This window comes from Pseudomonas sp. S3_A09 (assembly GCF_054668065.1).
The window spans coordinates 6,165,177-6,177,894 of sequence record NZ_CP162752.1 but is presented as its reverse complement, the minus strand read 5'-3'; the positions used below and the strand labels follow the sequence as shown (position 1 = coordinate 6,177,894).

Genomic DNA, 12,718 nt, shown 5'->3' with positions numbered 1-12,718 from the left:
TGAGCGTCTGTGTAATCCTTCCACTGCGCTTCGTAGGTACTTTCCCACGCTTCGCGCAGGCGAACTTCCAGCGCGTCAATCACCGTTTGATAAGACGCATACAGTGCCTTGACGTGGTCTCTTGAGACATTGGGATAGAAGCTGACGCGGTACTGCTGGTCGCGCTCACACTCGTCGACTTCGAGAATGCCGCTCGGGCCGATGGTTTTGTGGATCGGCTCGCCCAGTGGGCCGCCGTTGGGGTCGACGCGCTGAAGCACCACTGGCGTGTTGCCGATGGGTACAGCTCGCGTGCTTTGAAACATGTGCACCAAGGTCAACGTGCCGGTGGCCTGGCAAGTAGCGACGGTGCTGCTCGGAAAAAGGGAGCGGTTGATCGGCGCGACCAGCGCCACCTCATCCCCGACCTTGAAGACCTGTTCAATATCCAGCGTGGAAAAGCTCCAGAAGCTTTCCGCCCAGTCATCAAAAGTGTTCAGGCAATCCCGGAAGTCGCGAAAGACGCCCTCGATATCGACCGTCTTCACATCCATTGGGGTCAGGGCCAGCCTGCCAATGGCCGGGTTCAAGAAACCGCTCCAACAACAAGAAAATCCATCTGCAATCCCTCGCACTGTGTAGTCAGGCGAGGGACTTTGCAGAGGTTCCCGGAGGAGGGGAGTAGAGCTTATCCGGCAGTTATGTGGGAAGTTTCGACAACTCTCGTCTTCTCACGCCCCAGCACCAGGCTGCACAACGCCGGCAGGAACAACAGCGTCAACACCGTGCCCACCAGCACGCCGCCGATCAGTACGTAGGCCAGGGACGACCAGAACACCGACAACGTCAGCGGAATAAACGCCAGCGCCGCCGCCAACGCGGTCAGGATCACCGGCCGCGCACGCCGTACGGTGGCCTCGATGATTGCCGCGTGAATCGGCATGCCGTGGTCCTGGTTCTGGCGGATCTGGTCGGTAAAGATCAGTGTGTTGCGCATCAGGATCCCACCAATCCCGATCAGGCCCAGGATCGCGTTGAAGCCGAATGGCTGGTTGAACAGCAGCAACGTCGGCACTGCACCGATCAAGCCCAGCGGCGCAGTGGCGAAGACCATGAACATCACCCCGAACGAACGCACCTGGAACATGATCACCGTGAGGGTCAGCAGGATCATGATCGGGAACAGCGCGGCCAGGGCAACGTTAGCCTTGGCGCTTTCCTCAACCGGGCCGCCAATATCGATCTGGTAGCCGGCGGGCAGTTTGGCGATCAGCGGCTGCAGGTCTTTGTACACGGCCATTTCCACGTCGGGCGGTTGCACGCCGTCGATGATATCGGCGCGCACTTCCACGGTGGTCGCGCGATTGCGGCGCTTGAGGATCGGTTCTTCCATCACCGCCTGGAAATGTCCGACCTGGGCCAGCGGCACAGAGGTGCCGGCGCTGTTGGTGAGGGTCATGTTGTTGAGGTTGCCAAGGTCCTCGCGCTGGCCGCCCTGGGCGCGGGCGACCACGGAGACGGTGCGGTTGCCTTCGCGCACTTCAGTGATCGGGTTGCCGCTGAGCAGGGCATTGAGCTGGGATTTCACCTCGTTGGGGGTGAAGCCCAGCAGGCGCAGACGGTCTTGGTCCAGCACCAGCCGATAACCGCTGGTGCGCTCGCCCCAATCGAGGAAGGCGTCCTTGGTCAGTGTGTTGGCGGCGACGACTTTGCGCACGTCTTCGGACACGCCACGCAGCACATCCAGATTGGGTCCAGAGACCCGGAACACCACCGGGAACGGCACGGGCGGGCCAAACAGCAGTTGGGTTACGCGCACCCGCGCCGAGGCAAACTCACCCGCGGCAATCCGTTCCCGCATGCGCAGTTTCAACGCGTCGCGAGCATGAGAGTCGGGGGTTTGCACGATCAGCTTGGCAAACGCCGGGTCCGGCAGTTCCGGGTTCAACGACAGGAAAAAGCGTGGTGCACCGCCCCCCACATAGGTGTCGACCAGGGTGGTTTGCGGCTCTTGCAGCAGGGCTTTTTCCAGCCGCGCGGCTACCGCTTCGGTGCTTTTGAAGGCGCTGCCGGGCGGCATGTACACCTCCAGAATCAGCTCGGAACGGTCGGAGTTGGGGAAGAACTGCTTCTTCACCACGCCCATGCCCGCCACGCACAGCACAAACGCGCCGACGACCAGCCCCGTCACCAGCCAGCGGCGCCGCACGCAGGCTTGCACCAGGCTGCGCAGTTTCTGGTAGTAACGCCCGGCGTAAATCGCATCATGGCCGCCGGGCACCGGTTTGATCTGCGGCAACAGCTTTACGCCCAGGTACGGCGTGAAGACCACAGCCACCAACCACGACGAAATCAGCGCAAAGCCGACGATCCAGAAAATATTGCCGGCATATTCCCCGGCCCCGGAACGCGCAAACCCCACCGGCAGGAAACCAATGATGGTCACCAGCGTACCGGTCAGCATCGGCGCCGCTGTGGAGCTCCAGGCAAAGGTGGCGGCGTGGATCCGGTCGAAGCCTTCCTCAAGCTTCACCACCATCATCTCGATGGCGATGATGGCGTCATCCACCAGCAAGCCTAGGGAGATGATCAGCGCGCCGAGGGTAATGCGGTCGAATTCGCGCCCGGTCAGCAGCATGATCACAAACACCACTGACAAGGTCAGCGGCACAGCCGCCGCCACCACCAACCCGACGCGGAAGCCCAGGGCCAACAGGCTGATCACCATGACCACGGCCAGGGCGACGAAAAATTTCAGCATGAATTCGTTCACCGCCAGGCGGATATTTTTTGCCTGGTCGGAGACCTTGGCGAAGTTCACGCCCAGGGGCAGGTCGGCCTGAATCTTCGCTTCCTGGGCCTTGAGGCTCTTGTCCAGTTCCAGGCCGTTCCAGTGTTTCTCCATGATCACACCCAGCATCAACGCCGGGTCGCCCTGGTGGCGGATGCGGTAACTGGGCGGGTCTTCATAGCCACGGCTGACGGTTGCCACATCGGCGATGCGCAGCACGCGGCCGTTGACTTCCAGCGGTACGTTTTCAATCAGTGACAGGCTGTCGAACGCGCCGTCGATGCGGAGATAGGCGCGAGCCCCGGCGGTCTCGACGAAGCCCGATGGCGCCACGGCATTCTGTGTGGCGAGGGCGGCAAAGATCTGGTCCGGCTTGATGCCCAGGGTCGCCAGGCGTTCATAGGAGAACTCGACAAACACGCGCTGTGCCTGTTCGCCGAGGATGTTGACCTTCTTCACGCCCGGCAGGTTGAGGAGACCCTGGCGCAGTTCTTCGGCCATCTGCACCTGTTGCCGATGGGGCAGATGTTCGGCCTCCAAAGCGTACAGCGCGAAATACACATCGGAATATTCATCGTTGAAGAAAGGCCCGATCACGCCCTGGGGCAGCTTCGCGGCTTCGTCGCTGAGCTTTTTGCGGGTCTGGTAGAACAGGTCCTGGATTTCGCTGGGGCGTGTGGACTCCTTGTAGGTCATGCGCATCGATACGAAACCCGGTTGGGCGATGGTCTCGACGCGGTCGTAGTAGTCCAGCTCTTGCAGGCGCTTTTCCAGGCGATCGGCCACCTGTTCCTGCATTTCCTGGGCGGTGGCGCCAGGCCAGGCAGCGGTGATGGTCATTACCTTGACGGTGAAGGACGGGTCTTCGGCGCGCCCCAGTTTGCCGAACGAAAAGATCCCGGCGGCGAGGATCGCAATGATCAGGAACAACGTGACCGCACGATGCTTGACCGCCAGTTCGGAAAGGTTGATACCGCGCATGCTCAGTTGTCCTGTTTGCGGTTGAGGGCCAGCACCTGGGCGGGCAGCAGGCGCACGGCATCACCGCTGTGCAACAGGTGTGCGCCGAGGGCAACGATGACTTGGCCGGGGCTTACGCCGCTGTCGAGCAGGGCGTCTTCCTGGCCAAGACTGGCGACTTTCACTGGCGCGAAACTGACCTTGTCATCTGCGCCGATCAGCCAGACGCCAGTGCCTTGGCCTGAATCCAGCAGGGCGCCGATGGGCACCCGGGTTTGCTGCGCCTGGCCATTGCCTTGCAGGCGTACGGTGATGGTGGATCCGAGGGCAAAGCGGTCGACTGCGCCGTGCAGGACGTAGCGGGCGCGGTAGGTGCGGGTGGTCGGGTCGGCGCTGGCGGACAGTTCGCGCAGGGTGGCGGTCACCGCCTGGTCCGGGGCCCCAAAGGGGAAGGCCAGGGCTTTCTGCGCGGCCTGGTCGCGCTGGTTTTCCGGCAGGTTGACGATGGCTTCGCGCGCGCCGTCATGGGCCAGGCGTGCGACGATCTGCCCCTCGGCGACCACCTGGCCACGGTCCACTCGCACGTCGGTAATGATGCCGTCGCCATCAGCCTTGAGCACGGAGTAGGTACGGCGGTTTTCAATCTGGCTGGCGTCGGATTGTGCCGAAGCCAGCTCGGCTTCGGCCACGCGCAGGAGGGTCGCCGACTGGTCGAAGATCTGCCGCGACACGGCGCCGGTGCTGGCCAGGCGCTGGTAGCGGTTTTCGTCGTCACGGCGCTGGCGCAGTTGTGCCTGGGCGGCATGCACGCGGTTCTTGGCCGAGCGCAGGGCCAGTTCGAAATCGCCGATGTCCAGTACCAGCAGCGTGTCGCCACGGGACACGTGCTGGCCGGGGTCGACCTTACGCTCGATGACCTTGCCGCTGACCCGGAAGCCCAGGTCGCTTTCGGTGCGTGCCGCAACCACGCCGGTATAGGCGCTTTGCTGGGTGCCGGCGGCTTCGACTTTGGCCGCGAGGACCGGGCGCGGCAGTGGGGTTTCAGCGGCGGTGTCGGCCTTGCTGTTGCAGCCATTGAGGATGATCAACAGGGCCAGGGGCGTGAGAAGACGCAAGGGAAGAGGGTGCATGGCGGGCTCCGGGGTAACCGTGGGCAAAAAATTATGGACATAATTTTTTACGCATATTATGGTCGAAATATAAATTAATCCAGCCCCCGGATGCTCCTCATGACAAACGCCCCGGCGCCATCGCGAAGCTTGTTGTTTTTATTGGTGGCCCTGACGGCGCTGGGTGAGGTGTCGACCCAATTGATCATTCCCGGCCTTGGCGCCATCGAGCAGGCACTGGCCGCTCCAGCGGGCTCGTCATTGATGGCGCTGTCGGCGTTTGTCGCCGCTTTCGGCCTCGGGCAATTGCTGTTTGGCCCGCTGTCGGACCGCCTCGGCCGTCGGCCGGTACTGATCGGCGGTCTGGTGCTGTATGGGCTGGCGACCTTATCGATGCTGTTGGTCGATGACATCGAGCACTTCATCGCCGCCCGCGTGCTGCAAGGCCTGGGCGCGTGCGCCGCGTTGGTACTGGCGCGCACGGTGGTGCGCGATGTATGGAAGGCAGAAGCAGGGCCGGCCCTGGCATTGACCATGATCGGCATGCTCTACGCCATCGTGGTGGCGCCGATGGTCGGTGGCCTGCTGATCAAATGGCTCGGCTGGCGTGCGCCGATCATGCTGGCACTGGCGATTGGTAGCGTGGTGCTGTTAGTGGTCCTGCTGTTCTTTCGCGAGAGCAATCACTTCCTGGACCCCAAGGCCGGCCACTGGCGCTCCCTGGGCGGGCAATACCTGGATCTGCTCAGGGGGCGCCAGTACCGTGCGTTCGCCGTGGCGCTGGCGTGCACCTATGGCGCCATGTTTGCGGTGATCGCCGGCTCGTCGGCGGTGTTTATCAACTTGCTGGGCTTCAGCAGCCTTGAGTACGGCATCAATTTCGGCCTGATTGTGTCGATGCTGATCGTTGGTTCCACCTACACCCGGCGCAACATCATGCGCCTGGGCCCCCAGCGGATTGTGACAATGGGCGTGGCGATGGTGGCCGCTGGCGGGGTCTCGGCCGTGGTCATTTATGCGCTGTTCGGCCTGTCGGTGCTGGGTCTGGATATTCCGATTGCGCTGGTGACCCTCGGCGGCGGCCTGGTCTTGCCAGGTTCGGTGACGGGCGGGGTAATGCCCAACGCCCACCGCGCGGGCCTGGCAGCCGGGCTGATGGGGTTTGCGCAAATGTTCGGCGCCACCTGCAGCGGCGTGCTGTTGAGCCTGCTACGCGATGGCAGCGCCACGCCGATGATCGTCATCCAGGCGTGCTTTGCGGCGACGGCCTGTGTGGCGTTTCACCTGTTGCGTCAGCGTCAGGCCAACGGATTGTCCTATACATAGGACAGTTACGGCCGTATCTGCCGGCTAGTGCTCAACGGCCCGACGTCTTATGGTGGACTCACTTTGGAGGATCACCATGAAAAAACTCATCGGCATCTACACCAGTCCCCGCGCCCACTGGGTGGGCGACGGCTTCCCGGTGCGCACACTATTTTCCTACGACACCATGGGCAAGCACATCAGCCCATTCCTGCTGCTGGACCACGCCGGCCCGGCCGACTTTACTCCGACCGAGCAACGACGCGGCGTCGGCCAGCATCCTCATCGCGGCTTTGAAACCGTGACTATCGTCTACGATGGCGAAGTCGAACACCGCGATTCCACCGGTGCTGGCGGCAAGATCGGCCCTGGCGACGTGCAATGGATGACCGCCGCCAAAGGTATCCTCCACGAGGAATTCCACTCCGCCGCCTTCGCCCGCAGCGGCGGGAAGCTGGAGATGGTGCAACTGTGGGTCAACCTGCCGGCCAAGGACAAAATGGCCGACGCCGGTTACCAGACCCTTGTCGACGGCGATATTCCGGTACTGCCGTTGGCCAACGACGCCGGGCAACTGCGCCTGATTGCCGGTGAGTTTGCTGGCACCCAGGGCCCCGCCCGTACGTTTACGCCTATCGACGTGTGGGACCTGCGCCTCAACGCCGGCAAGCCAGTCACTCTGGACCTGCACGCAGGGCGCAACACCGCGTTGGTCATCCTGCGCGGAACAGTGCTGGTCAATGGCGAGGAAGTCGCGCGCCAAGGGCAATTGGCGTTGTTCGAGCGCGATGGCAGTCAACTCACACTGGAGTCCAATGACGACGCCAAGGTGTTGCTGCTCAGCGGGGAGCCCATCGACGAACCCATCGTCGGGCATGGACCGTTTGTGATGAATACCGAGCAGGAGATTCATCAAGCGTTTGCTGATTTTCAATCGGGCAAGTTTGGGCAAATGCAAATATAACGGCCCCGTGTAATCCAGTGTGGGAGCGGGCTTGCTCGCGAATGCGGTGCATCAGTCACAGAAACATTGACTGGCCGACCGTATTCGCGAGCAAGCCCGCTCCCACATTTCGTTTGTGCTATACCCGATAACTCCATTTCATGCGATCTTCTGCGCATTCGCCCTGGAGTCGCCTGGATGCCCTCATTTATCGCTGATCACCCGATGCTGTGCGCCCTGGCGCTGATCTTTATCGACATCGCCGTGTGGCGTCTTATTTCCGTCAACCTCGCCAACTGGAAGCTGGCGGCGCGGTTGGCGATTTTTGCCGTGTACAGCGCCGTGCTGTTCAATGACGGCATGAACCCCATGCAAGTGGCGCCTTATGCGGACAACACCGCCTTGCACCTCTCGGCCACTGCCTTGCAGATCGGTTGGTGGCTGTTTGCGGCGCGCACGCTGACGGTGTTGCTGGGTGCGGTGATGATGCAGCGGGTCGGCCACACCGGGCGCCTGTTGCAAGACCTGGTGGGGGCTGTGATCTTCCTGATCGCGATCATCGCCGCCATGGCGTACGTGCTCGATTTGCCGGTCAAAGGTGTGCTCGCCACTTCCGGTGCGGTGGCGATCATTGTCGGTCTGGCATTGCAGAGCACGTTGAGCGACGTGTTTTCCGGGATTGTCCTCAATACCACCAAGCCGTATCAGATCGATGACTGGATCTCCATCGATGGCACCGAAGGCCGAGTGACTGACATCGACTGGCGCGCCACGCGCCTGCAAACCTCTCAGGGCAGTCTGGCGGTAATCCCCAATTCCCTGGCGGCCAAGGCCAAGATCATCAACTTCTCGCGCCCGGCGGACATGTTCGGCCTGTCGGTCAGCCTGCAGGTCAGCCCCCATGCGCGCCCGCAAACCGTGATCGAGGCGCTGGAGCGGGCGATGCAAGGGTGTCGGCCGCTGCTGGGCAATCCGGCGCCGAGCGTGGCGTTCAAGGCCTCGGCCAGTGGCGGCGTCGAGTATGAAATCAGCGGATTTGTACCCGCCATGAGCCTCAAGCGTGAGGTGCGCAACCAGCTTTACGACCTGGCCTTCAGGCACCTGCAAGCGGCCGGGGTGGGATTGCTGTCGGCCACCGAAAGCAGCACACCGCCGGCCATGTCCGCGGCGCGCGCATTGCTCGAACGCTCGTCGATTTTCTCCACCCTGCGCCAGGAAGAGAAAGACACATTCAGCCAGAACATGACCCTGAACGCCTACCGCGCCGGCGAGATGATCCTGCCGGCGGGGGAGGTCAGTGACCATTTGTTTATTGTCGAGTCCGGCGTGGTCTCGGTGATGCTGACCAAGGGTGGGCACAAGGTCGAAGCAGGACGAATGGGGCCGGGCGAGGTGATTGGCGAGGCAGGGATCCTGTCGGACCAGGCGGCGCTGGCGGACTTCTCGGCCAAGACGTTCTGCACCTTGTATCGCATTGAGAAGGAATACCTGAAACCCTGCCTGGATGCGCGTCATGACATCAGCGAGGCCATGAAGACCCTGCTGGATTTCCGCCTGCACGCCGCGCAGGCCTTGACCCAGGAAGCGCCGGTGGTGCCGGTCAAGAAGGGGTTCCTGCAATGGTTGCGCAATCGCGGATTGTAGTTGATCAAGGCGCCATGGCAATGCGGTAACGCTGGTCAAAATCCTCGGCCAACTGCGCCAGCGTCACGTCGCCCAGCCGTGCCAGCAACAGCGCCTGGGCCTGATCGAAGGCATCCGTCAGCGCTGCGTTCACCGCTTGTTCGACCAGGCACTCCGGGTGGTCGGTGGACAGGCCGATGGCGAATATCGACGGCGTGCCCAAGGCGCTATGAATGTCCAGCAAGGTGATTTCATTCAAGGGTTTACCCAGGCACCAGCCACCCTGGTGACCTTTTTCCGAGCGTACATAGCCCTTTTCCTTCAGCAGCCCGAGGGTGCGCCGCACCACCACCGGGTTGGTGCCGAGCATCTGCGCGATGGTCTCCGAGGTGGCGCGCTCCTCATGTCGGCCCATATGGATCAGCACGTGGAGCATGCGCGAAAGTCGGGTGTCGTTTCTCATCGATAGGCCTCAGGTTGATTCGGACGAAAGTATCGTTCGTAACCTAAAAAGTTGCGAGACTATTGACGCGGTATTTTTATGTAACTTATGGTGTGTCGTGAAAGCGTTCGGATAACCGGATGCACATGACCGGGGGTCACCTTCATGCTGTACGACGTCATTATCGTGGGCGGCAGTTATGCCGGCCTGTCAGCGGGCCTGCAATTGGCAAGGGCACGGCGCCAAGTGTTGGTGATCGATGCGGGGCAACGGCGCAACCGCTTTGCGGCGACCTCCCACGGTTTTCTCGGCCAGGACGGTCAGGCCCCGGAGGCCATCGCTTCGCTGGGGCGCGGCCAATTGATGGCATATCCGACGGTCACTTGGGTCCAGGACAGCGTGATTCAGGCGAGTGGAGAGTCGCAAGGCTTCGCCATTGGCACTGAATGCAACGGCACGTTTCACGCCAAGCGCCTGATCCTCGCCACCGGGGTAGTGGACGAGTTGCCCGCCATCGAAGGCCTCGAATCACGGTGGGGCAAGTACGTGTTCCACTGCCCTTACTGCCACGGCTACGAGCTGGACGAAGGCCACATAGGCGTCTTGGCCACCTCAGCCTTGGCCATGCACCACGCACTGATGCTGCCGGATTGGGGCACCACCACCTTATTCACCAACGGCGTATTCATCCCGGATGCCGAGCAACAGGCACACTTGGATCGACGCGGGGTCAGCGTGGAATGCGGCGCGGTACGGCGCATCTGTGGCGAGCGCGCCGACCTGGAGCTGGACGATGGGCGGCTGTTCAGCCTCGATGGGATCTTCACGATGTCCCGCACCCGAATCAGCCCTTTGGCCGCGCAACTGGGCTGTGAGCTGGCGGACGGCCCAACCGGTCCCTACCTGCACACCAATGACATGCGCCAGACGTCCCAGCCTGGCGTGTTCGCCTGCGGCGATGCGTCCCTCGCCGCCGGTTCGGTCGCGCTGGCCGTGGCGGAGGGCGTGCGCGCCGGCGTGGGCGCGCATTTTTCCTTGATCAACGGTTGAGGTGCACCGGGCTGTCGGTGGACAGCGAGGCCTTTACCGCCAGGGCATGATCGGTGATCAGCACTTCTTCGCGGCCTTCGCTCAGGGCTTGAAGCGCTTCAGCCATCCACCAACTGCTGGAACAGCGGCGTCAGCAGGTCGATCAGCAGCTGTGGATCGGCCTTGGCCAGCGCCGACAACTCCAGCATCTGGCGCATGACCTGGAAACCCGACACCAGGGCTATCACCAACGCGGCACGCTCTTCGTGGTGGGCGCCCTTGAGTGCAGCGGCCATGGTTGCCTGATGACCTTTTTCCACTTGCTCGCGACCGATGATGGCTGCGCGTTTGCTGGACGCCGCATGCAACATGATCAGGAAACCTTCCAAGGGCTTATTGCCGGCTTCGGTGAGGCTGACCAGTGCGGTGGCGATGGTACGGCCGAGGTTTTCCGAGCTGAGGTTGCCTGGCGTCAGGATGATCCGGCTGGCCAGGGTCTCGGCGATCACTTCGGCAAACAGCTCTTCCTTGGACCCGAAGTAGCGGTTGACCAGCATCTCGGTGAGCCCCGCGCCAGCGGCGATCTCGCGCACCCCGGCGCCGTCATAGCCCGATTGGGCAAAGGCCTTGCGCGCGGACAACAGGATGGCTTCGCGGGTGACGGCGGCATCGCGCCGTCGTGGAATCGGGTTGGGCATTGGTGTCCTGTTAGGGCGGGTATCGGTGGGTGCGCAGGTGATGCGCGCCGACAGGATGCTCTGCAATTGCGCGTCGGTCCAGTTCGGTGGGCTGGCCCACATATGGCTGATCTGCTCGACACACGCGTCGTACTCTTTAGGCGCCGGCGAGCTCTTGGCGTACTCCTTGCCAGCGCGTTCGATAAAGGCGGCGAAGTTTCCCAGCGTTCAGCGGCTTGAACCGCAGAAAAAGACAGCATCAGGCAGGCAGAAGTTACGCCGACTTTAGGGCCGCCGATGGAATAAGCCTGCACACGCATACACGATCATTCGCCGAGGGTGATTTTGTTCAATACCCCGGTCGACTCGCCGTTTACCGTGGCCTCACCATCACGGGTTCGAATAAAAAGGAACTGCAATGAGCTTGATCATTTCCATGGCTGCCTTCGCCCTGGCCACGTCCATCACGCCAGGCCCGGTCAATGTGGTTGCGCTGAGTTCGGGGGCGCGCTTCGGCTTTGTCGCCAGCCAGAAGCATGTGTTTGGTGCTGCTGTGGGCTTCACGTTACTGTTGGTGTTGATTGGCCTGGGCTTGCATGAGGTGCTGGTACGCTGGCCGATATTGACCCAGTTGATCCAGTGGGGCGGGGTGGCGTTCCTGCTGTACATGGCCTGGAAACTGGCGGCGGACGATGGCCGTCTCGACGCCGAAGGTAACGCCACCGCGCCGTCGATGCTGTACGGGGCGATCATGCAATGGCTCAACCCCAAGGCCTGGCTGGCCTGCGTGGCGGGGATGGGCTTGTTTGTCGCGGATGGCGATGCCGCACAGGTCTGGCTGTTTGCGGCGCTCTACCTGGTGATCTGCTACCTGTCCGTGGCGTGCTGGGCCTACGCCGGGACGTTCCTGCGCCGCTACCTCGGCAACCCTCGGGGCGTTCGCGTGTTCAACCGCTCAATGGCTGCGTTGCTGGTGGCCAGTGTGGGTTATTTATTGATGGCTTGAGCCGGTCGCGGTACTGCCCCGGCGTGGCGGCGAAATGCTGTTTGAACGTGCGCTGGAAATGCGCTTGGTCGGCAAACCCCGCGGCCAGCGCGACATCGGCGATCAGCTCACCCTGGCGCAATTGCGCGCGGGCAAACTGGATACGCTGGTTGACCAAGAATGCGTGGGGCGTCAGCCCGTAATACTGCTTGAATGCACGGATCAGGTAGGACGGCGACAGCTCGGCCGCCACGCAGATATCTTCCAATCTGAGTGCGTCGGTGCAGTGTTCGCGGATGTAGTCGGCGGCGCGTTCCAGCTTGTGGTTGACCTCGCGCACCGGCGTGTCGGAGGGGTTGAGGCGCTGTTGCACTTCAGTGAAGTAACTCACCAGCGCGCTCTGTTTTTGCAGGTGTTCGGCCTGTTCATCCACCAGTATCCCGTACAACTCCAACAGGCCTTCGTAAAGCACCGTGTCCCGGGTGTAGGGCGTGTTGAAGGGCCGATAACCCTGCTCCGTGCTGAAGCCCAGTTGGTGCTGCAAGTCCGTCAGCCAGGGCGTGTCGATGTACACCATTTGGTAGGACCACGGCTCATTGGCGATAGGGTTGCAGGCGTGTACGTCGCCGGGGTTCATCAACACCACCGTGCCGGCGCTGATCTCAAAGGTGTCGGCGCCGTAGTGGTAATAGCTGCGCCCCGTGGTGACCACGCCGATGGAGAAATGCTCGTGCGCGTGACGGCTGTAGGTGACCTTGCGCCCATCGGCAATGGTGCGTGCTTCGACGAAGGGCAGGCGCTCGTCGCGCCAGAAGCGCGGCGAGCGTGAAAGGTGAGCGAGGCTGTTCGGCGACATGGCGGCGGGTCCCTCCCTT

At 62.3% G+C, this 12,718-nt stretch carries 10 protein-coding genes and 2 pseudogenes; 5 read left to right on the top strand and 7 right to left on the bottom strand.

Features of this window, described 5'->3' with window-relative positions; translation table 11 throughout:
* The 3 genes and pseudogenes from AB4N92_RS28645 to AB4N92_RS28635 form a co-directional block, all read right to left on the bottom strand.
* Positions 1-533, bottom strand: a pseudogene (locus tag AB4N92_RS28645) (type IV secretion protein Rhs); the annotation flags it as partial.
* A 134-nt stretch (positions 534-667) separates the two neighbouring features.
* Entirely contained in the window at positions 668-3,751 is a 3,084-nt protein-coding gene (locus AB4N92_RS28640) for an efflux RND transporter permease subunit (protein ID WP_106120236.1), read from the bottom strand.
* Between the two features lie 2 nt (positions 3,752-3,753).
* A complete protein-coding gene (locus AB4N92_RS28635) occupies positions 3,754-4,860 on the bottom strand; it encodes an efflux RND transporter periplasmic adaptor subunit (protein WP_137206072.1) in 1,107 nt (368 codons plus the stop codon).
* 99 nt (positions 4,861-4,959) lie between these two features.
* Between AB4N92_RS28635 and AB4N92_RS28630 the strand changes: the two genes are divergently transcribed.
* The 3 genes from AB4N92_RS28630 to AB4N92_RS28620 all read left to right on the top strand — a co-directional run bounded on the left by AB4N92_RS28630 (position 4,960) and on the right by AB4N92_RS28620 (position 8,731).
* Positions 4,960-6,165, top strand: coding sequence for a multidrug effflux MFS transporter (locus AB4N92_RS28630; RefSeq protein ID WP_044287327.1), 1,206 nt, complete (start codon positions 4,960-4,962; stop codon positions 6,163-6,165).
* A gap of 76 nt (positions 6,166-6,241) precedes the next feature.
* A complete protein-coding gene (locus AB4N92_RS28625; protein ID WP_010209757.1) occupies positions 6,242-7,108 on the top strand; it encodes a pirin family protein in 867 nt (288 codons plus the stop codon).
* Positions 7,109-7,285: 177 nt separating this feature from the next.
* On the top strand, positions 7,286-8,731 hold the full coding sequence (locus AB4N92_RS28620; RefSeq protein WP_021492314.1) for a mechanosensitive ion channel family protein: 1,446 nt from the start codon (positions 7,286-7,288) through the stop codon (positions 8,729-8,731).
* Positions 8,732-8,735: 4 nt separating this feature from the next.
* Here the strand turns inward: AB4N92_RS28620 and AB4N92_RS28615 are convergent, their stop codons facing one another.
* A complete protein-coding gene (locus AB4N92_RS28615; RefSeq protein ID WP_029529115.1) occupies positions 8,736-9,173 on the bottom strand; it encodes an Rrf2 family transcriptional regulator in 438 nt (145 codons plus the stop codon).
* Positions 9,174-9,317: 144 nt separating this feature from the next.
* Between AB4N92_RS28615 and AB4N92_RS28610 the strand changes: the two genes are divergently transcribed.
* Positions 9,318-10,202 (top strand): NAD(P)/FAD-dependent oxidoreductase, encoded by an 885-nt coding sequence (locus tag AB4N92_RS28610; protein ID WP_047543919.1) that lies wholly within the window; start codon positions 9,318-9,320, stop codon positions 10,200-10,202.
* A 98-nt stretch (positions 10,203-10,300) separates the two neighbouring features.
* Here AB4N92_RS28610 and AB4N92_RS28605 read toward each other — a convergent pair whose 3' ends face one another.
* Together AB4N92_RS28605 and AB4N92_RS28600 are read right to left on the bottom strand one after the other, a co-directional pair.
* A complete protein-coding gene (locus AB4N92_RS28605; RefSeq protein ID WP_032900162.1) occupies positions 10,301-10,879 on the bottom strand; it encodes a TetR/AcrR family transcriptional regulator in 579 nt (192 codons plus the stop codon).
* Positions 10,880-10,933: 54 nt separating this feature from the next.
* A pseudogene (locus AB4N92_RS28600) lies at positions 10,934-11,074 on the bottom strand (alpha/beta fold hydrolase); the annotation flags it as partial.
* Between the two features lie 202 nt (positions 11,075-11,276).
* Here AB4N92_RS28600 and AB4N92_RS28595 point away from each other — a divergent pair.
* The gene (locus AB4N92_RS28595) at positions 11,277-11,864 is read left to right on the top strand and encodes a LysE family translocator (protein WP_010209766.1); all 588 of its coding nucleotides are present in this window, start codon (positions 11,277-11,279) and stop codon (positions 11,862-11,864) included.
* Here the strand turns inward: AB4N92_RS28595 and AB4N92_RS28590 are convergent.
* Complete coding sequence (locus AB4N92_RS28590; protein WP_044287325.1) at positions 11,806-12,699, bottom strand: AraC family transcriptional regulator; 894 nt, start codon at positions 12,697-12,699, stop codon at positions 11,806-11,808. The genes AB4N92_RS28595 and AB4N92_RS28590 overlap by 59 nt on opposite strands.
* Between the last annotated feature and the right edge of the window lie 19 nt (positions 12,700-12,718).

Coding starts and splice junctions, on each gene's coding strand:
- AB4N92_RS28640 (WP_106120236.1), bottom strand. CDS start 3,751: ATGCGCGGTATCAACCTTTCCGAACTGGCGGTCAAGCATCGTGCGGTC.
- AB4N92_RS28635 (WP_137206072.1), bottom strand. CDS start 4,860: ATGCACCCTCTTCCCTTGCGTCTTCTCACGCCCCTGGCCCTGTTGATC.
- AB4N92_RS28630 (WP_044287327.1), top strand. CDS start 4,960: ATGACAAACGCCCCGGCGCCATCGCGAAGCTTGTTGTTTTTATTGGTG.
- AB4N92_RS28625 (WP_010209757.1), top strand. CDS start 6,242: ATGAAAAAACTCATCGGCATCTACACCAGTCCCCGCGCCCACTGGGTG.
- AB4N92_RS28620 (WP_021492314.1), top strand. CDS start 7,286: ATGCCCTCATTTATCGCTGATCACCCGATGCTGTGCGCCCTGGCGCTG.
- AB4N92_RS28615 (WP_029529115.1), bottom strand. CDS start 9,173: ATGAGAAACGACACCCGACTTTCGCGCATGCTCCACGTGCTGATCCAT.
- AB4N92_RS28610 (WP_047543919.1), top strand. CDS start 9,318: ATGCTGTACGACGTCATTATCGTGGGCGGCAGTTATGCCGGCCTGTCA.
- AB4N92_RS28605 (WP_032900162.1), bottom strand. CDS start 10,879: ATGCCCAACCCGATTCCACGACGGCGCGATGCCGCCGTCACCCGCGAA.
- AB4N92_RS28595 (WP_010209766.1), top strand. CDS start 11,277: ATGAGCTTGATCATTTCCATGGCTGCCTTCGCCCTGGCCACGTCCATC.
- AB4N92_RS28590 (WP_044287325.1), bottom strand. CDS start 12,699: ATGTCGCCGAACAGCCTCGCTCACCTTTCACGCTCGCCGCGCTTCTGG.